Here is a 19,737-nt window from a genome sequence, read left to right on the forward strand (position 1 = left end):
AGCCAAGTACCTCAATCAACACCACCTGGAGTTGCGAACGACAGAATCTATGCACGGGATTGGATCGAGTCCGTTCCCAGAGAACCACTCGCGAAAGCCACGTGAGCGCGTCGGGGTCAGCGACCCCGACTCGCGATACAATAAGAAGATCTGATCAGGAACCATACAGCTCGGAAAGGCGGCCAGTGTCCGCAAACCACTCTGTGCGGTCGTCGACGGCCCATTGGATGGCTGTTTGCAGAGAGATCTCGTCCTTGTCGTACTGATTCAGCTTGCGCCAGGTTTCTGTTCGATGATCGAACACGAGGACGAAGCCACGGACTTCCTGTTCACCCGGGAACGACATTGCACCGACCACTGCATCGCTCTCACCGATTTCTTTGATGTTGGCTTCCGTGAGCGGTTGCTTCGGGAGTGACTCCATGACTGGGGGGTCGTCTTCCATACCTGTACTTCTGCTCGTCTTCGCTTAATCTTCCCGCTCTGTGAGACGATCTGTCCACAGAGATGGTCCACGACGACTCAACTGGGGTCGGGGCTGCCAAGGGCAGCGCCGACCCACAGACGGATGACAGACTTGCAGATGTTGATCCCCTGTCCGGTGGATGGGGGATACTGACACAGCAAGCGGATGAAATTCTCGATGAGACAACGACGGCGGTCGAGGTGGTCGGCCACCTCGACCTCACGACGTATGCAAGAGACGACCCCTACCCAGAGTGGCACGATGCAAAACCGTTCGAACCGATGCTTCGGGCAATATTATTGGCCGAACTCACCGACGCGTCCGATGCCGCCGTGCATCGGACGCTCGAAGCGGATCCAGACACGGCCGCATTACTTGGGTTTGACCCAGAAGATGTTCCAGACCAAAGTACTCTCTCGCGAGCGCGAAACAACCGATTCGCGGAGTTGGAACGGACCATCGAGGTGAGTTGTCGCCAGATTCGGACGCTTGCTGCTCGTCGCGGCAGTCCGATTGGAGCGCCCAACCAGGACAGCGCTTCGACGGAGCCAACTGGCTCCTCGAAGCGCACGGTCAACCGGCTGATCCGTGGCAAGACCCGCGAAGTGCTGGACGAACTCACCACGGTCGTGTTCCCGGCGTTCGACTTTGACCGCTCAGACGAGGCAATCTACGACGATGAGGAACTGTTGCTGTTGGAATCGTTGCTTGGGGCCACAGGCACCGCCGCCAACGGCGGTGCCGAGACCTACGGCGATCACGTCAATCCCGAGCCGAATGTCGACGATCCGTTTTTCGCGGACGGTCCGACCGGTGAAACACTCCTAGAGGCGATCAAGGACCTGGAAATTGAGACAATCACGGAGATGGTCAATCGGGGCGCGGCCCGCGTCGTGACGCGGGCCAAGCCAACCATCGAGTTCGAACAGCCGGCGATGGTCGCGATTGACATGACCTATATCGCCTATTACGGCGAGCGGGAGGAACTCGTGCGGGTACAGGGAGCGCCCGAAGACAAGTCCTACGACTGGTGTCACAAGGTCGCGACAGCGAGCATCGTCGGCGACAACATCCTGTTCACGGCGGCGATGCTACCGATCGGTGATGCCGACGATCACGACCCAGACGCGTACGCTGGCGAGGAGAAATCTTACCGAGTCGGCGGCGTCGTCCGCCGACTCGTCGATATCGTCGAAGCGCGGACGACCCTGCGTATCCGTCGGGTGTTCGCCGATAGAGAGTTTCACGCCGCAGACGTTGTTGCCGCACTCGAAGAACGGGGTCTGTTCTACGTGATCCCAGCGGCGCGCGATGACCGCATCAAGCGGTTCATCGCGCGCATGAACGAGGACGTAGACGGTCAGAAGCAGGTGACAGTCCAAGACGAGTACGGGATTTACGGACCAGTCAAAGACAGCGGTGGCGTCAGAAAGCGAGCCGAAACGACGCTTGTCGGCCTCCCACCAGATGAGGATCGTGACCAGACCCAGGTGTTCCTGACGAATCTCGACGTGAACGACGAGATTCGTCTGGACCGACGGTCGACACGCCGCCGGATCAAACGCTACACCCGCCGTGGCGGAATAGAGAACGCCTACGGTGGGATCAAGCAGTTCGCCCCATGGACTACCTCCCGAGAGTACGCGGTGCGGTTGTTCCACTTCGGGTTCGCGATGCTGCTGTACGACATGTGGCTGCTGGTCGATCTCCTCGTTCAGCGGTCGCTCGGTATCGTCGAGTTCCGCACGAAACCGCGGGTGATCGCCCCGCGGTTTCGTGGCTTCCTTCGCCGGAGGCTGGTCACATTGATATAGAATCCGTTCCGTGCTCGCCCTTCCCGAGAGGCATCGCTGTCCAGACAGATGAAATTCCGGCTCGAACCGAGACCAACTGGCCACTCACCCCGGTGAGTGGCCGCTGAGCGCAGGTCACTCGGGTCTCGATCAGCCAGTCACGGCGCGTTCAGCCGCCGACCCGTGCATAGCATTGATGGTATTCGCAACTCCACCACCACGATTCCGTATAGCGCTGATTGGTTTATTATCGGAGGCAGCCAGAGAACCGTAAAGAAGCGTGAAACGAATGAAAACAGCGAATTCGTCGAGGAGAGGGGCCACCGAGAGCGAGAGGTCGATACCGCCTCATTCTGAAAACTGCCTGTTTATAGTAGCCACTGAAAGCCATTGCACATACGACCGCACGACTGCGGTGCGGTCGGTGTGTAAACTGTTTCAGTTGTTACTATAGTTATAAGCTGGCGTCAACAAACAATCTGGAGCAGGGAGAGATGTCCCACCGCAAGAAAGACTAATACAATCCCGCCACCGACGTGATTCTAGCGGCATGCAACCACGAGACGTCTTCGATGGAATCTTGCTCGCGATTCTGGGGACCATTCTCTATCTTCACCTGATCGGCCCCTCGTTTTCGTCGGCCAGAGCACAGACTGTCGTCGACGTGCTCCTCGGTCTCGATCTCATCTTCTATCTCGTCTTCGCCGGCATGCTCGCCATCTGCTTTCTGGGGTATCTCTTCATCTACCTCCCACAGAAACAGAGTACAAACCTCGCCCGCTGACGAACGCCACGGACAACAACTCGACAAACGACTCGTTCTCTCTCGGTGTGGCTCGTGAGCGGCAGTACCGACGCATGCGCAACTGATAAACTATATATGACGATACGAAATTGGAATTGTCATCCCGTATCTGGTCAACCCTGTGCAGTCGTCGTATACATTGAATGTGAATCTCGACGAATCAACGACCATGGGCGTAGACTGAACAGCGTGCTACCAATTCGGGGTAGTAGCGGAGTGCGAGCGACTGAAAATGAACCCAATATTGTCAATAATAAGCAATTCTACAGAATACACTGGAGCGGTTGTAACTAGCAACCACAATTAATTTACAAACAGAGATGGAACGGAAAGACGATATGGAAGCCGGAAAGGCCGATGGTGGAGAGTTCCGGAAAAAGACATTTACGTCGCGGTCATTGGCAGTCGGAATTGTCCGATTCGTGCAGAACTTACCCCCACTGATTCGTGCCAGGCGCGCCGACAGAGTTAGCGACCAGTTGGCCGAGAAGATTATGCTGGCGGTCACGGCGGTCAACGAGTGCCAGTACTGCACCCGGTATCACACCAACCTCGCACAGGAGACAGGCGTCGACCGAGAGACAATTACCAGTATCCTCGAGAACGACGTCGAATCAGCTGTCGACGACGACGAACTCCCTGCACTGCTGTTCGCCCAGCAATACGCCGAGGCGAACGAAAATCCCGGTCGAGAAGCAATGACAGAGTTGCAACGCACCTACGGAGAAGAGGCGGCCGCCGACATTCAGGCGTTCATCCGTGCGATCTACTTTGGGAACCTGCTCGGGAACACGTATGACGGCGTCCAGTTCGCGCTCGCTCGGCGCGTGCGGGCCACACGAAATGCCACCCAGCGGCTATCGTCCCGTCTTAGTCACGGGATCGACCGTCTCCGCGAGCGCTGCCCGATATAGCTGAGTGTGACAGAACCCCGGAATACCGGTTCAAAATCGTTCACCACTGCAACAGCGGAAGTGTCTCGCACAGCGAGTTGTTAAATTATCTGAGCTATTTTATTAAATTCACCTACCAAAACAGCCCATTATAACAGCTGAGTTAATAAATGTGGGGTTCGTAGCGCTGCTAATGGGACGAGATGCCGGGAGCGACGAGGACCGGGTAACAGCGGAGGAAGAGGCTGTCGCGCAGTTCTCGGTGCCCGAGATGGACTGTGCGTCCTGCGTGGGGAAAGTCGAAGCGAGCGTCGAGTCCGTCGACGGCGTCGAAGCCATCGACCCGAACGTGACGACCGGGAGGCTAACCGTTGCGTTCGACGAGACGCGAACGAGTGCCGCCGAGGTTGCAGCGAGCGTCGAAGCGGCAGGGTACACCATCGAGCAGGAGACAGCCCAGTTCACCGTCCCCGACATGGACTGTGCGTCCTGTGCAGGAAAAGTCGAGTCAGCGCTGGGACGCGTCGACGGTGTTTCTGCATACGAGACCCAACCGACGACCGGCCGAGTGTCGGTCACCTACGACGAACAGACGACCAGCGGAACAGACATCGCCGCCGCAATCGAGGGTGCAGGCTACGACGTGACCGAGTCGACGGAGACGGACGCAGCCAGCACCCCAGAGGAGGAAAGCGTCTGGACGAGTAGCCGCGCACGTAAAACGTGGGCCAGCGGCGTCTTCGTCGCGCTGGGATTGGGTCTGGAATTTGCCATCGCCGGCGAAATTCCGGTGGCGACCGTCCTCGGAAGCGACCTGCTGCTTGCAGACGTGGCCTTCCTTGTCGCCGTCGCGCTGGGCGGCCAGGAAATCGTCCGCAACGGCTACTATTCGGCGCGCAACACCAACCTCGACATCGACTTCCTGATGTCGGTCGCCATCTTCGGCGCGCTAGTTGCCAGTCTCGTCTTCGGCGAGCGCCTCTACTTCGAGGCCGCGACGCTCGCATTCCTCTTTAGCGTCGCCGAGCTGCTGGAACGCTACTCGATGGACCGCGCCCGCGACTCGCTCGAAGAGCTGATGGACCTCTCACCCGACGAAGCGACGGTCAGGCGCGGGAGTGAGACCGTCACGGTTCCTGTCGGCGAGGTTGCTATCGGCGATGTCGTCGTCGTCAAGCCCGGCGAGAAGATTCCGATGGACGGGACTGTCGTCGACGGCGAGAGCGCGGTCAACCAGGCACCGATTACCGGCGAGAGCGTCCCCGTCGACAAGACCGAGGGCGAAGAGGTGTACGCCGGCACCATCAACGAGGGCGGCTATCTCGAAATCGAGGTGACGGCCACGGCCGACGACAACACGCTCTCGCGCATCGTCGAGATGGTGGAGAACGCCCAGTCGAACCAGACCGAGCGCGAGCAGTTCGTCGAGCGCTTTGCGGCCTACTACACGCCGGCCGTCGTCGCCTTCGCCGTCCTCACGACGCTGGCCACCCCCGCCGTCTTCGGCGTCGCCTGGCCGACGGCTGTCGTCTACGGGTTGACGCTGCTCGTCCTCGCCTGTCCGTGTGCATTCGTCATCTCGACGCCCGTTTCTGTCGTCTCGGGCATCACGAGCGCGGCCAAAAACGGCGTCCTCGTCAAGGGCGGCAACCACCTCGAAGCGATGGGCGCCGTCGACGTGGTCGCCTTCGACAAGACGGGAACGCTCACGAAAGGCGAACTCACCGTCACCGACGTGGTCCCGCTGCACGGCAACACCGAAGAAGACGTACTGCAGTGTGCCCGCGGTCTCGAACGGCGCAGCGAACATCCCATCGGCGAAGCGATCGTCGCGGAGGCAGGGGCTGCCGGTGTCGGCGAGCGGGACATCGCGGCGTTCGAGAGTATCACTGGGAAAGGCGTTCGCGCCAATCTCGATGGGACGCCTCACTTCGCCGGCAAGCCGGGGCTGTTCGAGGAACTGGGCTTCGACCTCTCGCACGTCCACGCGACCACGGACGGCGGGGTCGTCACCGAGACTGCCAGACAGATTTGCGACCGCCACAACTGTCTTGATCTGCTCGACGAGACTGTCCCACGACTGCAGGCAGAGGGGAAAACCGTCGTCCTCGTCGGCACTGAAGACGAGTTGGAGGGCGTTATCGCCGTCGCCGACGAGATCCGACCGGAAGCGGCGTGGGCCGTCCAGCGGCTGAAAGCGCTCGGCGTCGAGCGAACGGTGATGCTCACTGGCGACAACGAGCGGACGGCCAGCGCTATCGCCGAGCGAGTCGGCGTCGATGAGTATCGCGCCGAACTACTCCCTGACGAGAAGGTGGCAGCTATCGAGGAACTCGTCGAAAGCGACCGGGAAGTGGCGATGGTCGGTGACGGCATCAACGACGCGCCCGCACTCGCGACCGCAACGGTCGGTGTGGCGATGGGTGCGGCCGGCACCGACACCGCTCTCGAAACCGCAGACATCGCGCTGCTGTCGGACGACCTCTCGAAGTTGCCCTACCTGTACGAGCTGGCAGACGACGCTAACGGCGTCATCCGACAGAACATCGTCGCCAGCCTCGCGGTCAAGGCCGGTCTGGCGCTCGCAGTTCCGTTCGGGTACGTCCCCATCTGGCTGGCCGTCCTCGCGGGCGACGCCGGGATGACCACCGCCGTCACCGGCAACGCGATGCGACTCTCCCGGATCAGACCGGACTCGGCCGAGTCCACGTAGCCACACCGAGACACCGATTCCGGCAGGAACTTTTGTGTGCGCGTCGTCGTCCCGACAATGGCCGACTTCGACCCCGAAAAGTTCGAGGACAAGTACGAGCACTACTTCCCGGAACTCCAGCGCGCCTACAAACAGGCCTTCGAGACGATGAACAACACCTACGATTCGGAGCTGGTCCACGCCATCGACCAGGCGATTCTGGCCGAAAGCGAACCCTTCTACGAAGGAGACGGCGCGTTTCGCGTCGAACTTCCCGAGAATCCCGTCGAGAAACTCGGCGGCGTCATCGTCGACGAAGAGAAGGCCGAGACGGTACTGGACCGGTATCTCGACGAACTGGAGGCAGAGTTGCAGGCCGTCTTCGGTTTCGCCGACGAACTCTGAACGGCGACCCGATGGTGTGAGACCAAAGGACTAAGCACGCCGGCAGTGTATACGTAGCTACCATGAGCACGGAAACCGAGAGCTCCGACGACGAACTCCGCGAGCGAATCACGAACTTCCTGCGCCGGAACTTCCCGCAGATTCAGATGCACGGCGGCAGCGCAGCAATCCAGAACCTCGACCGCGAAGAAGGGTCGGTCACCATCCAGCTGGGCGGTGCCTGTTCCGGCTGTGGCATCTCCCCGATGACCATCCAGGCCATCAAGACCCGCATGACCAAAGAAATTCCCGAAATCGACACTGTCCACGCCGACACGGGTATGGGCGGCAACGAGGGAATGGCCAGCGGCGACGCCGGCATGAGTCCCTCCTTCCCCGGCGAATCCGGCGGAAGTGACGACGACGAAGGCCCAGAAGCGCCCTTCTAACAGCGCTCACGCTCGCGAGTTCTCTCGTCTTTTGTCCGTCCTGAGAGCACGCTGTGGGACAAAAGCAGGATATTTAACCCCGTGGCTGGCCGTCAGCGTAGTATGGCGACGAGCAACGGACCGAACGTCCTCTTCGTGGTCCTCGACACGGTCCGGAAAGACCGACTCTCCGTCTACGGCTACGACCGGCCGACGACGCCGACTCTCGAAACCTTTGCAGAGGAGGCCCGCGTCTACGAGCACGCAGTCGCGCCCGCGCCGTGGACCCTTCCTGTCCACGCCTCGCTCTTTACCGGCCTCTATCCGAGCGAACACAACGCGACCCAGGAGACGCCCTACCTGGAAGATTCGACGACGCTGGCCGAATCGCTGTCGGCGGCAGGCTACGCAACCTCCTGTTACTCCTCGAACGCCTGGATTACGCCCTACACGCACCTGACTGACGGCTTCGACGACCAGGACAACTTCTTCAAGGTGATGCCCGGCGACACGCTGTCCAGACCGCTGGCGCGCATCTGGAAGACGATGAACGACAACGACCGCCTCCGGTCGCTGGCTGACCGCCTCGTGGAACTGGGCAACTCGGTGCACGAACGCCTCGCGGCCGGCGGCGGCGAGGACTCGAAGACACCCGCCGTCATCGACCAGACACAGTCGTTCATCGACGACGCCGACGGCCCCTTCTTTTCGTTTCTCAACCTCATGGACGCCCACCTGCCGTACCATCCACCCGAGGAGTACGTCGAGCAGTTCGCGCCGGGCGTCGACTCGACCGAGGTGTGCCAGAACTCGAAGGCGTACAACTGCGGCGCACGCGACATCGACGACGAAGAGTGGGAGGACATCCAGGGGCTGTACGACGCCGAAATTCGGCACATGGACGACCAACTGGGCCGGCTGTTCGACTGGCTCAAAGCGGAGGAATTGTGGGAAGAGACGATGGTCGTCGTCTGTGCTGACCACGGCGAACTCCACGGGGAACACGACCTCTACGGCCACGAGTTCAACATCTACGACCCACTCGTGAACGTCCCGCTGCTGGTCAAACATCCCGAGATAGCGCCGGGCCGCGACGAGGACTGTGTCGAACTGCTCGACCTCTATCACACCCTTCTCGATGCGACTGGCGTCGAGGGGCAGGGCCAGCCACTCGACCCCAACCGGTCGCTGCTGGCCGACGCCTATCGCGACATCGACCTCGGTGACCACGCCTTCGTCGAGTACCACCGACCGGTGGTCGAACTCAACCAGCTCGAGTCGAAAGCCAGCGAGGCCGGCATCACGCTCGACGCCGACTCCAGATTTTACTCGCGGATGCGCGCAGCACGTCGTCCCGACGCGAAGTACATCCGCAACGAGCGCATCGCCGACGAAGCCTACAGGCTCGATAGCGACCCCGGTGAAGCCGACGACGTTGTCGACGACGACGACGAGGCGATAGCGGCTACAGAGGCGGCGCTGTCGGCCTTCGAAGAGCGGGTCGGCGGCGAGTGGGACGAGGTCGGCGAGTCCGACCCGCTGGCAGACATGGGCGATGAGGCCAAAGACCGACTGCGCGACCTGGGCTACGTCGAGTAACCGTGAGCCAGGAGGGCTTCGGTGACCTGTTCACTCGAAAGCGAGCGGTGCAGGCGGCTGCCGGTTTCCTCATCGCGCTGGCACTCATCTACTTGCTCGCGGTCGGCGTCGGACTCGACCGTCTCAGGGGAGTCCTCGCGCGAGCAGAACTCCGCTGGGTGGCTGCCGGGTGTCTCTCGACGGCACTCTGTCTCGTTGCGTGGGCGCGCGTCTGGCAGATCGTTCTCGGAGTAGTGGGCTTCGACGTTGGCTTTCGAAAGCTCGTGGTGACCTTTTACGCTGCGACGTTCGCCAACTACGTCACGCCGCTCGGACAGGCCGGCGGTGAACCGTTCATCGCGTACGTCCTCTCGCGCGATACGGAGGCCAGCTACGAGGATAGCCTCGCCAGCGTCGTCACCGCGGACCTGCTGAACCTCTTCCCGTTCTTTTCGTTTGCGGGCATCGGCTTTGCGGCGCTGCTCTACAGCGCGTCACTCCCGACGCAGGTCCGGCCGCTCGCGGTCGGGCTGGGAGCGATGGCCGTCGGCGTGCCCGTGTTCGCTATCGTCGCCTGGCGATTCCGATTCAGACTCGGTAACACTGTGCTCCGGCTCACCGCACCCATCACCCGCCGCGTGCGCTTCGTCTCGCTTGCGGGTCTGCGCGAGCGTATGCGGGATTTGAATACCGCCTTCGAGCGCATCGCTGACGATCCGTGGGCGCTCGCTCACGCGCTCGTCTACGCCTACGTCGGGTGGATATTCTTCGCGCTCCCGCTGTACTTCGCAGGACTGGCAATCGACGCCGAACTCCCGCTCTTGCTCGTCTTTTTCATCGTTCCGGCGAGTACGCTGGCGGGACTCGTCCCCTCGCCCGGCGGACTCGGGGGCGTCGAAACGGCCCTGCTCGTCTTGCTCGTCGGTCTCGGCGGACTGGCACAGGCTCCGGCGCTGGCGGCAGCGCTGCTCTATCGTGTCGAGAGCTACGTGTTCGGGCTCCTGGCTGGCGGCGTGGCAGCGATATGGGTCGTGTTCCGGAACTAGACCGGACCGTTCCGGCCCGCCCCATTTACTGCTCCTCGCCGTCGTAGCGGACATGACAGTCGAGAGCCTCGAAAAGTTGGGAATCGAGCACATGTCCGAGGAAAATATCGAGAACTTTCTCAAGAGCCAGGGCGTTGGCATCCTCGCACTCCCGACCGACGGCGCGCCCTACATCTTCCCGCTATCCTTCGGGTACGACGGCAAGAAGCGCCTCTACTTTACGTTCGTCACCAGCGACAGCAGCCAAAAAGCCGAACTGACCAGCGAGGGTGGCGAGGCAAGCTATCTCGTCTATACGGCCGAATCCCCCTTCAGCTGGCGCAGCGTCGTCTGCCAGGGAACGGTCAGCGAAGTCCCGCGCGAAGAGTGGGACAACCACGACGAGGCGATGGCCGACAACGCCTGGCACCCGGACCTCTTCGAGCGGGCGTTCGAGCTCGAAGATATTCTCGTCTACCAGTTCGAAATCGAGGAGTGGTCGGGCCTGCGCCACGCTGGCCTCCCACCCGGTCTCGAAGCGCACGACGTGGGTGAGGAGACGACGTGACTACCGCAACCCCCCACTTGCTTCCCACGCGCGAATCAAATCGGTGAGCGTCTCGTTGACCGGGACCTGACAGTCGGCGCGGTCGACCACGTAGCCGTTGATAGCGTCGATTTCGGTCGGTTCGCCCGCGAGGACATCCTGGTGCATCGACGACGTGTTCGCGGCCGTCGTCTCGGCCACGTCGGCGACCGCCTCTGCAGCGACAGATTCGGAGAGAGCGACTCCCTCGTTCCGTGCAACACGAGCGACTTCGCGGGCGGCGGCGCGTGCCGTTTCGCCCGCGGGACCGTCGACGAGCGCGCCGTTCTCGACCCGTGCGAGAGCGGTCGTGGCGTTGATACCCGCGTTGACCGCCAGCTTCTCCCAGAGGCGGCGGGGCATATCTGCCGCGACAGTCGTCTGCACGTCGGCATCCGAAAAGGCCGCACCGACGCGGTCAGCCAGCTTTGAGGACCCACCGTCTCGCGCGCCGAGAACGATCTCACCGATGCCGGTGCACTCGACGTGGCCGGGGCCTGTCAGGCGTGCGCCGTACGTACAGGTGCCTGCGAGAACCGGACAGGAGAGTCTCTCGGCGAGAACTGTTTCGTTACCCATCCCGTTCTGCAGCGAAAGGGCGGCGTCGAGAGCGGTATCGGCGAGTGTGTCGGCTGCGCTCGCGGTGTCACCAGCTTTGACTGTCACAACGGCGAGGTCGGCGCTGGCGGGAGGAGTCGTCATCGCGCCGGGCCAGACCGTCGTTTCGACTGCACCCGAAATCCGGAGTCCGGACTCGCGGACCGCGCTTACGTGGGGATCCCGCCCGACGAGTGTCACGTCGTGGGCGCGGGCGAGCAACCCGCCGACGAGGCTGCCGAGACTACCTGCACCGACGACGAGGATATCCATCGAGCAGTCGTCAGTCTTCCTGCCAGTAATAGATGTCTTCTTTCGGCGCACCGCAGGAGGGACACTCATCGGGGATATCCTCGATTTCACCCATCTCGCCACACTCCCAGCAGCGCCACATCAGTTCGGCTTCACCGGGATTTCCAGCCGTGATGTGTTCGCCAGAGAGCGCCTCGATTCCCTCGTCGAGTGTGATGTAAAACCCGTGCTCGTCGAAGGCGCGCACGCGGCCGAGTTCCGAGCCGTCCTCGTGGTAGACGGTCGTTCCGAAGGTGACTCGCGTCTGGTCTGAGTCGCTCATTGCAGTCGAAGCGAGGGTTCCCAGTAGCATAAAAGGTATGTGCTACCACGACACATGAACCCATCAATCTGAAAAGAGACTGGTGTGGACCGGTGCGAAGTCGCTGCCGGTGTCAGTCTCCTCGTCGACAGTGTCGGAGATTGCGCTACCGCCGAGTCCCTCCGCGAGGAAGTCCGAGAGCGGCGGACCGACGTTCTCGGGTTCGACGAGGAAGGCATCGTGGCCGTGGTCCGAGTCGACGACGTGGTGGGCCACGTCGACCGCTGCCTCCCGCATCGCGTCGGCCAGCGCTTCGGCCTGCGTCGTGGTGAAGTGCCAGTCGGCGGTGAAGGACATGACGAGCGCTTCGCCGTCGAAGGCGGCCAGGGCGTTGGTGTCGGATTCGAATCCGGCCGAGAGGTCGTAGTTGTCCATCGCCCGGGTCAGATACAGATACGAGTTGGCGTCGAATCGCTTGACGAACTGCTCGGCCTGGTAGTCGAGATACGACTCCACGTCCCGGTAGGGGAAGAAACTCGCGGCACGGTCGGCGGGGAAAGAGCGAACGGCGTCCCGACCCGCGGCGCGGCGGCCGAACTTTTGGTCCATCGAAGCTTTCGATAGGTACATCACGTGACCGATCTGGCGGGCGAGCGCCAGCCCGTCGGTCGGTTCGCTGTCAGTCCCGTAGTAGTCGCCGCCGTTCCAGTCGGGGTCGGTGGTGATAGCGCGGCGCGCGATGGCGTCGAGCGCGAGACACTGCGGATCGAGTCGCGCGGCAGCAGCGATTGGAATAATCTGCTCGACGTGGTCGGGGTGTTGTTTGGCCCACTCCAGGACGTTCATGCCGCCGACGCTGCCGCCGACGACCGCGTGGAGGTGTGGGATGCCGAGTTCGTCCAGCAGGCGACGCTGGGCCTCGGTCCAGTCAGTGACCGTCACCGCCGGGAAATCCGTTCCGTAGGGTTCGCCCGTCTCGGGATGCTCGCTGGCCGGCCCGGTCGTCCCGTAACACGACCCGGGGACGTTCGCACAGACGACGTAGTACTCGTTGGTATCAATGGCCTTGCCCGGGCCGACGATGTCGTCCCACCACGCGCGGGCCTGGCCGGCAGTGCCGTTTCCATCCCGTGGTCCGGCGACGTGAGCGCTCCCGGTGAGCGCGTGGCAAACGAGGACAGCGTTATCGCCCTCGAACTCGCCGTAGGCCTCGTAGGCGATTTCCAGTTCCGGGATGGACTCGCCACACTCGAAGGTGAACTCCCCAATCGAGACGGTGTTGTGGTCCGTATTCATGCTTCCTCCGCAGAGTTGATTGCCTGCTCAAGGTCGGCGACGATGTCGTCTGGGTCCTCGATGCCGACCGAGAGACGCAGCAGGTTCGGCGTCACGCCGGAGGCGCGCTGTTCTTCCTCGGAGAGCTGAGCGTGAGTGGTGCTCGCGGGGTGGATGATGAGCGTCTTCGCGTCGCCGATGTTGGCGAGGAACTGCGCGAGGTCAGTCTCCTCGCAGACGCGCTTGCTCGCCTCATACCCTCCGGCGAGACCGAAAGTGACGATCCCGCCGTATCCCCCATCGAGGTACGTGCTGGCGATGTCGTGGCCCTCGTGGTCGTCGAGCCCCGGATAGTTGACCCACGCCACGTCGTCGTGGTCGCGGAGGAACTCGGCAACGGTCATCGCGTTCTCGCAGTGGCGCTCCATCCGCAGCGCGAGAGTTTCGGCGCCCTGCATCGTCACCCACGCGTCGAAGGGCTTCTGCCCGTCGCCGAGACTGCGGATGGCGCGCTGGCGCGCGGCGACGGCGAACGCCTGGTCACCGAAGTCTGCTGCGAAGTTCGTTCCATCAAAGGCAACACTCTCGGTACCGATTTCGGGGAACTTCTCGGGATACTCGTCCCACGGGAACGAACCGCCGTCGACGAGGACGCCGCCGACGGTGGTGCCCGAGCCGTGAATCCACTTGGTCGTCGACTCCCAGATGATGTCGGCACCGTGGTCGAGCGGATTGCAAAGCGCCGGCGTCCCGAAGGTGTTGTCGACGAAGAGGGGGACACCGTGGTCGTGGGCCACCTCGGCGACGGCCTCGAAGTCGGGGACGACCAGCGAGGGATTGGCGATTGACTCGATGTGGACGTAGGCGGTGTTGTCGTCGATTGCCTCGGCGTAGGCGTCGGGGTCGAGCGTGTCGACGTAGCGCGGTTCGACGCCGCGTCGGGTCGCCATATTGGAGAAATACGAGTGGGTGCCGCCGTAGATGGACGCCGCCGAGACGATGTTGTCACCGTTGCTGGCGAGAATAGAGGTGGCGGCGTCGAGTGCGGCCATCCCAGAACCCGTCGCGACTGCCGCAGTACCATTTTCCAGACTGGCGAGACGGCGTTCGAGCATCGAGACGGTGGGGTTGTCGAAACGGGAGTAGACGTTCCCGTCGTCGTCGAGTGCGTAGCGGTCCGCCGCCGTCCCCGCGTCGTCGAACACGTACGATGACGTCTGATAGATTGGCGGGGCGCGCGCCCCTGTCGCCGGGTCTGGCTGCTCCTGCCCGGCGTGGACACAGCGTGTCCCGAATCCCAGAGAGTCCGTCTGCTCTTCATTCATGTTTCACACTCATATATCTCTAGCTATCTATAACCAACAGTTACGGCAAAAATCTCAGTGATTGGGAATAACAAGCAAGATTAAGCGAGAGTGGGAGCCGATAGTGCAGTCAGGCGCGCGCTGTCGTGCGTCCCGAGCAGAGCGAGGGCGCATCGACAGCAAGCGTGCGAGGGACGAACGACCGAACGAAGTGAGAGAGTGAGTCGGTTGGGGAGGTGTGTGGTTGCGGTTGGGTGGGACTGAGCAAACGCTTCGCGTTTGCGAAGGTCGAAAAACGCGCAAAGTGCGTTTTTCGGGATTGAAAGGGGCCAGTCGCTGGGGGAAGGCGCGGGACGCAAGGACCGCAACAGAGTGAGGACCGCAGCGACCGCACCGACTCCAGCGACTGGGGGCTTTCTGGGTGCACACAACGTCGGAAAGAACAGCGGTGATTACACCGACAGGGCTCGAACCGATGCAAGACGGTCGGACTCACTTCGTTCGTCCGCTGCGACTTCTGTGCTCGAGTCCTGAATCGTCGCGTCAAACCGATAGAGCGGTCGCTCAGCGATGAAACGCCTCGCTGAAAAGTATAGACGCCACCGCCAGGGCTCGAACCTGGGACAACCACGTATCTGCGGCACGCAGACGTACTACGCACCGTAACAGCGTGGTGCTCTACCAACTGAGCTACGGCGGCACGCAACTCCGAGTAATGCGATTAATCAAATAGGCGTTTCGCTTTCCGTCCCGCATCGACACGCTTTCACGCACTTGCCGGCAACACGGGCACATGACAGACGAGTTCGATGCCGTGGTCGAGCGCGTCCGCGAGCGCGTCACGCCCACACCCGACGAGCGCGAGCAGTTGCAGGCCGTCGCCGCGGAACTCACCGAGCGCGCCGCAGCCGCCGTCGCGGACCTCCCTGTCGACGCCGACATCGTGCAAGTCGGCTCGACAGCCCGAAAAACGTGGATTGCCGGCGACCGCGACATCGACCTCTTCGTCTCCTTTCCGCCAGATCTCGACCGCGAGCAGTTAGAGGAGTACGGCCTCGAAGTCGGCCACGCCGTCCTCCCCGACGGCCACGAGGAGTACGCCGAACACCCCTACGTCGTCGGCGAGTACGACGGCTACGAAGTCGACTGCGTCCCCTGCTACGCCGTCGACGACGCGACGCAAATCCAGTCGGCCGTCGACCGCACGCCCTTCCACACGCGCTATCTCGACGAGCACCTGACTGCCGACCTCGCCGACGACGTGCGCGTCTGCAAGCAGTTCTTCAAGGGCATTGGCGTCTACGGGAGCGACCTCCGAACGCGGGGATTCTCGGGATTTCTGACCGAACTGCTCGTCCTCGAATACGGAGGCTTCCGCGAGCTCATCGAGGCGGCAGCGGACTGGCACCCACCCGTCGAGTTCGACCCGGAAAACCACGGAAAAGAGTCTTTCACCGACCCGCTGGTAGTCATCGACCCGACCGACCCCGAGCGCAACGTCGCGGCTGTGCTCGCAGCGGAAAACGTCGCCCGACTCCAGCACTACGCCCGCGAACTGCTCGCGACCCCCCGCGAAGAGCTGTTCGAACGGATGGAATCGGAACCACTGGATGCCGATGCGGTCCGGACAGCCGTTACCGACCGCGGCACGACACCGGTCGCCGTCCGCTTCGACACGCCGGACCTCGTCGACGACCAGCTCTGGCCGCAACTCGAGAAGTCCCGAACGGGTATCGCCAGCGAACTCGACCGACGAGGATTCGACGTGTTCCGGTCGGACGCGTTCGCAACCAGCGAGACGGCAGTGCTTCTGTTCGAACTCGCCGTCGCCGAGCGCCCGGCGGTCGAACGTCACGACGGGCCGCCGGTCCGCGTGCGCGAGCACGCGACCGGCTTCTTCGAGAAGTACGACGGCGAGCGCACAGCCCCGACAGGCGGGCCACCGTACGGCCCGTACATCGACGGCGACCGCTACGTCGTCGAGCGCGAACGAGAATTTACGAGCGCAACCGAACTACTCGCCAGCGACGCACTCTTCGAGACTGCACTCGGCGCGCACGTCGAGTCAGCGCTGACGAGCGGTTACGACCTGCTGGCCGGTGACGAAATCGCGTCACTGGCAGACGAGTTCGGAACACAGCTCAGAACGTACTTCGACCCGCGACCCTGATCCTCGATTCCAGCTAGTCCCGACCGAGCTCGGCTTTCACGTCGTCAATCGTCTCGCGGGCAGCGTCCCGGATATCGCCGTCGTCGGTCGGGGGCTGGTAGCCGTCGAACACCTCGTGAACCATTCGGATGCTCTCCGAAAGCGTGTCGAGACCGTAGCCACCTTCGAGCACGAATCCGAGCGCGGCGTCGGTCTCATCGGCAATCTCGCGGACCTGCTGAGTGAGGAGGCCGTACCCTTCCGTCGAGACGCGCATCCGTGAAATCGGGTCGTGTTTGTGTGCGTCGAAGCCCGCACTCACCAGAAGCAGGTCGGGGTCGAAGTCGACCAGTTCGGGTTGGAGGAGTTCCGTCAGTGCAGCCAGATACCCCGCATCGCCCGCACCGGATGGAAGCGGAACGTTCAGCGTCGCTCCCTCGCCATCGCCGCTGCCGGTCTCCGCGATGTGACCGGTGCCGGGGTACAGACCGTCCTCGTGGAAAGAGGCGTAGTACACGTCGCCGTCCTCGTAGAAGATGTCCTGTGTCCCGTTGCCGTGATGGACGTCCCAGTCGAAGATAGCGACGTTGTCCGCCTTACCCTGATCGATGACCGACTGGGCAGCGACAGCGGCGTTGTTGAAAAAGCAAAATCCCATCGCGTCGTCGACGACGGCGTGGTGACCGGGCGGTCGGCCCAGCGAGAACGGGGTCTGTCGGCCGTCCGTCCCGTCGAGTGCCGCCTCGGCAGCCCACTCCGCGAGGCCAGCACTGGCCAGCGCTGCGTCCCACGTTGCCTCGATAGCGACAGTGTCCGCGTCCCAGTCGCCGCCACCGTCAGCGCAGAACTCCTCGAACTCCTCGACGTAGTCGCCGTCGTGGACTGCGAGGATGCGTTCCCTGTCCGCCAAGTCAGCAGTGATGTATTCGACACCGTGTCGGTCGGCGAGGGCGCGCCGAATCGCTCGAAGACGGTCGGGACTCTCCGGGTGGCGCGGGCCAGTCTTGTGTTCGAGGCATGTCTCGCGGTAGCCGAATTTCATTCGAAGTACTGCTCGAGTTCGTAATACATTTCGACATCCTCGGCTTTGATTGTTCGCCTCTCGGCATGGCGCGCGAGCGTTGCCGCCGCGGCCGCGACGGAGTCGGCGTACGCTTCGAGGATGGTTGCCAGTGCGACGCGGGCGTCCATCGCCACCCGGTAGGTGTCGTCGATATCCAGCCGAGCGATGCGGTCGACCGGCGCGATCGGGAGTTCGAGCGCGTCCTTGTCCGGCGTCCCGTTGACGCCGAAATCGGCAGCCATCAACGTCTTTCGTCCGTCTGCCGTCGCCTGCTCGGCGGCCCCCGTTGCGATTGACGCCCCTCGGTGTTGAATCCGACGGGCCAGTTCCTCGGCAGCCTCCGCGCTCACCCGGAGGTCACCGGCGTTGCGCCGGATGATTTCGTCCACCGGGGCGAACGGTAACTCGACGCTCATACGCCAAAACGGGGCGGAAACCGCCTTAAGGGTTTCCGAAGCGTTCAGCGACCCCCATTGCTGGCCGGGTAACGCCGTCTTACCGCGGTGGGACGGCCTGATTCCCCTCAGAACAATTCCTCAGCGTCCAGGCGGTCACCGTCCATCTGTCCACGAACGGTCACTTCCTCGCCCAACTGGACGTGCGAACCGGTGTCGACGGCCATCGTCTCCGTCCCGTCGTCCAGAACGACCGGGTCGCCCGTCTGGACCACGGTCCCGGTGAACTCTATCTGGTCGCCTTCGTGCGGTTCGTCGGTGTTCGCAGCCGCCGTCTGAACCGCACCGCCGTCACTCGCGGTCGCGCTCTCGGCAGCACCGCTCGCTGAGTCGTCCGCGAACGCGTCCAGCCCCGCGCTCTCGCTGTCACCGCTCGTCGCGCTGCTATCGCCCGCGCCGGCACCAACGCTTGTCGCTGCGTCGTCCAGCACGACCACCGACGACTGCCAGCCCGCAGACGCTTCGAGATCGTCCTGCCAGCCATCGTCGATTTCTACGTCGGCGGCCAGCACCTCGTCACCCGGCGCAATTTCCTTGTCGGCCTTCGGTCCCCACAGCGCGACGCGGATGTCTCCGGTGTCGTCCTGCACGCGGATGTTCCGCACCTGTCCCTCCGACCCGTCGTCACGGTCGAACGTCCGCTTCGGGTCTGCAGAGCGCACCACGCCCGCGATGTCGACCGTCTCGCCGATTTCGACGTCGTCGATTGCCGTCGCGTCGGGGTCGTAGTCGACGTCGTCCTCGACTACCTCGACTGCGCCACGGTCACCGACGTGGAGTTCGAGACTCCCCTCGCGCTCGCGGACGTAGCCATCGACGACTTCCACGGCAGTTCCTGAATCGAGTTCGGTCGCCCGGTCAGCCATCTCGTCCCACAGCGTCACCCGAATCCGCCCCGTCTCGTCGCCGAGCGTGAGATTCGAGACGCGCCCCTCGCTGCCGTCGTCGCGGTCGAACGTCCGCACGTCGTCGGTGTCGAGCACGAGGCCGCGGAGATTCACGTCCGACTGTCCCATCGATAGCGAGTCAACCGTCGCGGGCCCATCGAGGTCGACATCGATATCGGCATCGGCGTCGGGTTCGGCCTTGTCGACACTCACTTCGAGACCGTTGTACCCCTCTTTCGGCCGTCCCTTCACGCGGAGGACTTCTCCCGAATCCAGTTGTCCGTCGGCGATAGACGCCGCCTGCTGGTCCCAGAACGCTAATCGGACAGTTCCGGTTTCGTCGGCGGCCTCGACGTTGATGACGCGGCCGTCCTCGTCTTCGCCGTCGCGCTCGAACGTGCGAAGTTCCCCAACGGAGACGACCTTGGCGAGGAACTTCACCTCGTCCATCCCGGGCTCGATGTCGGAGATGGTACCCACTTCGTGGTCCTCGAGTTCGTGCGCGATAAGCATCGCCGCCGTCTCCTCGTCGGCGAGCCCGTCCATCTGCTCGACTTTCTGCTCGACGGCCTCCCGAAACTCCGACTCGTCGACGTCGGTATCGAGGTCCGCGTAGATGTCCTCAATCGCTCCCATTACTGTCTCACACGCAGGGCTGGCGGCTGTTTAAGCGTTGTCGTTGCGTCAACGACACCGCGCAGTCTCGCGGTTTCGTGGCGTTTCCGGTCGCGGTGACATCGGCGAACTCTCATCACGAGAGAATGGTTGCGCCACCCTACAAAAAAGTCGGGACAGTCACAGCGG

The 19,737-nt window shown here is 62.8% G+C and carries 18 protein-coding genes and 1 tRNA gene; 10 read left to right on the forward strand and 9 right to left on the reverse strand.

Annotation, left to right across the window (positions count from 1 at the left end; translation table 11 throughout):
* Positions 1 to 154 precede the first annotated feature (154 nt).
* Entirely contained in the window at positions 155 to 445 is a 291-nt protein-coding gene (locus WDJ60_RS12920) for a DUF7964 domain-containing protein (protein ID WP_340100927.1), read from the reverse strand.
* Positions 446 to 507: 62 nt separating this feature from the next.
* On the opposite strand from WDJ60_RS12920, the gene WDJ60_RS12925 reads away from it, so the two are divergent.
* The 9 genes from WDJ60_RS12925 (at position 508) to WDJ60_RS12965 (ending at position 10,632) form a co-directional block, all read left to right on the forward strand.
* Complete coding sequence (locus WDJ60_RS12925; RefSeq protein WP_340100929.1) at positions 508 to 2,280, forward strand: transposase; 1,773 nt, start codon at positions 508 to 510, stop codon at positions 2,278 to 2,280.
* A 529-nt stretch (positions 2,281 to 2,809) separates the two neighbouring features.
* Positions 2,810 to 3,043 carry a hypothetical protein gene (locus WDJ60_RS12930; protein WP_340100931.1) on the forward strand — a complete coding sequence of 78 codons (234 nt, stop codon included), beginning with the start codon at positions 2,810 to 2,812 and terminating at the stop codon, positions 3,041 to 3,043.
* Positions 3,044 to 3,384: 341 nt separating this feature from the next.
* A complete protein-coding gene (locus WDJ60_RS12935) occupies positions 3,385 to 3,978 on the forward strand; it encodes a carboxymuconolactone decarboxylase family protein (RefSeq protein WP_340100932.1) in 594 nt (197 codons plus the stop codon).
* Between the two features lie 172 nt (positions 3,979 to 4,150).
* Positions 4,151 to 6,670 (forward strand): heavy metal translocating P-type ATPase, encoded by a 2,520-nt coding sequence (locus tag WDJ60_RS12940; protein WP_340100933.1) that lies wholly within the window; start codon positions 4,151 to 4,153, stop codon positions 6,668 to 6,670.
* Positions 6,671 to 6,727: 57 nt separating this feature from the next.
* Complete coding sequence (locus tag WDJ60_RS12945; RefSeq protein ID WP_340101095.1) at positions 6,728 to 7,054, forward strand: DUF5783 family protein; 327 nt, start codon at positions 6,728 to 6,730, stop codon at positions 7,052 to 7,054.
* A gap of 62 nt (positions 7,055 to 7,116) precedes the next feature.
* Positions 7,117 to 7,482: a NifU family protein gene (locus WDJ60_RS12950; RefSeq protein ID WP_340100935.1), complete on the forward strand. Its 366-nt coding sequence runs from the start codon at positions 7,117 to 7,119 to the stop codon at positions 7,480 to 7,482.
* A 102-nt stretch (positions 7,483 to 7,584) separates the two neighbouring features.
* Entirely contained in the window at positions 7,585 to 9,060 is a 1,476-nt protein-coding gene (locus WDJ60_RS12955) for a sulfatase (RefSeq protein WP_340100936.1), read from the forward strand.
* Positions 9,061 to 9,062: 2 nt separating this feature from the next.
* A complete protein-coding gene (locus WDJ60_RS12960) occupies positions 9,063 to 10,085 on the forward strand; it encodes a lysylphosphatidylglycerol synthase transmembrane domain-containing protein (RefSeq protein ID WP_340100937.1) in 1,023 nt (340 codons plus the stop codon).
* Positions 10,086 to 10,137: 52 nt separating this feature from the next.
* Positions 10,138 to 10,632 carry a pyridoxamine 5'-phosphate oxidase family protein gene (locus tag WDJ60_RS12965; protein WP_340100938.1) on the forward strand — a complete coding sequence of 165 codons (495 nt, stop codon included), beginning with the start codon at positions 10,138 to 10,140 and terminating at the stop codon, positions 10,630 to 10,632.
* On the opposite strand, the gene WDJ60_RS12970 is transcribed toward WDJ60_RS12965, so the two are convergent.
* The 5 genes from WDJ60_RS12970 to WDJ60_RS12990 all read right to left on the reverse strand — a co-directional run bounded on the left by WDJ60_RS12970 (position 10,633) and on the right by WDJ60_RS12990 (position 15,079).
* Entirely contained in the window at positions 10,633 to 11,520 is an 888-nt protein-coding gene (locus tag WDJ60_RS12970) for a ketopantoate reductase family protein (protein ID WP_340100939.1), read from the reverse strand.
* Positions 11,521 to 11,530: 10 nt separating this feature from the next.
* Complete coding sequence (locus tag WDJ60_RS12975; protein ID WP_340100940.1) at positions 11,531 to 11,821, reverse strand: DUF7130 family rubredoxin-like protein; 291 nt, start codon at positions 11,819 to 11,821, stop codon at positions 11,531 to 11,533.
* Between the two features lie 63 nt (positions 11,822 to 11,884).
* On the reverse strand, positions 11,885 to 13,096 hold the full coding sequence (metX, locus tag WDJ60_RS12980) for a homoserine O-acetyltransferase MetX (protein WP_340100941.1): 1,212 nt from the start codon (positions 13,094 to 13,096) through the stop codon (positions 11,885 to 11,887).
* Entirely contained in the window at positions 13,093 to 14,400 is a 1,308-nt protein-coding gene (locus WDJ60_RS12985) for an O-acetylhomoserine aminocarboxypropyltransferase/cysteine synthase family protein (RefSeq protein WP_340100942.1), read from the reverse strand. The genes metX and WDJ60_RS12985 overlap by 4 nt, the downstream gene beginning before the upstream one ends.
* Before the next feature lie 576 nt (positions 14,401 to 14,976).
* A tRNA-Asn gene (locus tag WDJ60_RS12990) sits at positions 14,977 to 15,079 on the reverse strand.
* A 93-nt stretch (positions 15,080 to 15,172) separates the two neighbouring features.
* On the opposite strand from WDJ60_RS12990, the gene cca reads away from it, so the two are divergent.
* Positions 15,173 to 16,549, forward strand: a complete 1,377-nt coding sequence (gene cca, locus WDJ60_RS12995) for a CCA tRNA nucleotidyltransferase (RefSeq protein WP_340100943.1) — start codon at positions 15,173 to 15,175, stop codon at positions 16,547 to 16,549.
* A gap of 13 nt (positions 16,550 to 16,562) precedes the next feature.
* Here cca and WDJ60_RS13000 read toward each other — a convergent pair whose 3' ends face one another.
* The 3 genes from WDJ60_RS13000 to WDJ60_RS13010 form a co-directional block, all read right to left on the reverse strand.
* Positions 16,563 to 17,570, reverse strand: coding sequence for a histone deacetylase family protein (locus WDJ60_RS13000; protein WP_340100945.1), 1,008 nt, complete (start codon positions 17,568 to 17,570; stop codon positions 16,563 to 16,565).
* A complete protein-coding gene (locus WDJ60_RS13005) occupies positions 17,567 to 18,007 on the reverse strand; it encodes a histone (RefSeq protein WP_340100946.1) in 441 nt (146 codons plus the stop codon). Before WDJ60_RS13005 ends, WDJ60_RS13000 begins: the two co-directional genes overlap by 4 nt.
* Before the next feature lie 107 nt (positions 18,008 to 18,114).
* Positions 18,115 to 19,569, reverse strand: a complete 1,455-nt coding sequence (locus WDJ60_RS13010; protein WP_340100947.1) for a single-stranded DNA binding protein — start codon at positions 19,567 to 19,569, stop codon at positions 18,115 to 18,117.
* Between the last annotated feature and the right edge of the window lie 168 nt (positions 19,570 to 19,737).

This window comes from Salinibaculum salinum (genome assembly GCF_037645885.1).
In the GTDB taxonomy this organism is placed as follows: domain Archaea; phylum Halobacteriota; class Halobacteria; order Halobacteriales; family Haloarculaceae; genus Salinibaculum; species Salinibaculum salinum.

Bases quoted from the DNA above. Each gene is read 5' to 3' on its own strand.
- WDJ60_RS12985 (WP_340100942.1), bottom strand. From the start codon at position 14,400: ATGAATGAAGAGCAGACGGACTCTCTGGGATTCGGGACACGCTGTGTC.
- WDJ60_RS12920 (WP_340100927.1), bottom strand. From the start codon at position 445: ATGGAAGACGACCCCCCAGTCATGGAGTCACTCCCGAAGCAACCGCTC.
- WDJ60_RS12935 (WP_340100932.1), top strand. From the start codon at position 3,385: ATGGAACGGAAAGACGATATGGAAGCCGGAAAGGCCGATGGTGGAGAG.
- WDJ60_RS13000 (WP_340100945.1), bottom strand. From the start codon at position 17,570: ATGAAATTCGGCTACCGCGAGACATGCCTCGAACACAAGACTGGCCCG.
- WDJ60_RS12955 (WP_340100936.1), top strand. From the start codon at position 7,585: ATGGCGACGAGCAACGGACCGAACGTCCTCTTCGTGGTCCTCGACACG.
- WDJ60_RS12930 (WP_340100931.1), top strand. From the start codon at position 2,810: ATGCAACCACGAGACGTCTTCGATGGAATCTTGCTCGCGATTCTGGGG.
- WDJ60_RS13010 (WP_340100947.1), bottom strand. From the start codon at position 19,569: ATGGGAGCGATTGAGGACATCTACGCGGACCTCGATACCGACGTCGAC.
- WDJ60_RS12970 (WP_340100939.1), bottom strand. From the start codon at position 11,520: ATGGATATCCTCGTCGTCGGTGCAGGTAGTCTCGGCAGCCTCGTCGGC.
- metX (WP_340100941.1), bottom strand. From the start codon at position 13,096: ATGAATACGGACCACAACACCGTCTCGATTGGGGAGTTCACCTTCGAG.
- cca (WP_340100943.1), top strand. From the start codon at position 15,173: ATGACAGACGAGTTCGATGCCGTGGTCGAGCGCGTCCGCGAGCGCGTC.
- WDJ60_RS12965 (WP_340100938.1), top strand. From the start codon at position 10,138: ATGACAGTCGAGAGCCTCGAAAAGTTGGGAATCGAGCACATGTCCGAG.
- WDJ60_RS12975 (WP_340100940.1), bottom strand. From the start codon at position 11,821: ATGAGCGACTCAGACCAGACGCGAGTCACCTTCGGAACGACCGTCTAC.
- WDJ60_RS12925 (WP_340100929.1), top strand. From the start codon at position 508: ATGGTCCACGACGACTCAACTGGGGTCGGGGCTGCCAAGGGCAGCGCC.
- WDJ60_RS12945 (WP_340101095.1), top strand. From the start codon at position 6,728: ATGGCCGACTTCGACCCCGAAAAGTTCGAGGACAAGTACGAGCACTAC.
- WDJ60_RS13005 (WP_340100946.1), bottom strand. From the start codon at position 18,007: ATGAGCGTCGAGTTACCGTTCGCCCCGGTGGACGAAATCATCCGGCGC.
- WDJ60_RS12940 (WP_340100933.1), top strand. From the start codon at position 4,151: ATGGGACGAGATGCCGGGAGCGACGAGGACCGGGTAACAGCGGAGGAA.
- WDJ60_RS12950 (WP_340100935.1), top strand. From the start codon at position 7,117: ATGAGCACGGAAACCGAGAGCTCCGACGACGAACTCCGCGAGCGAATC.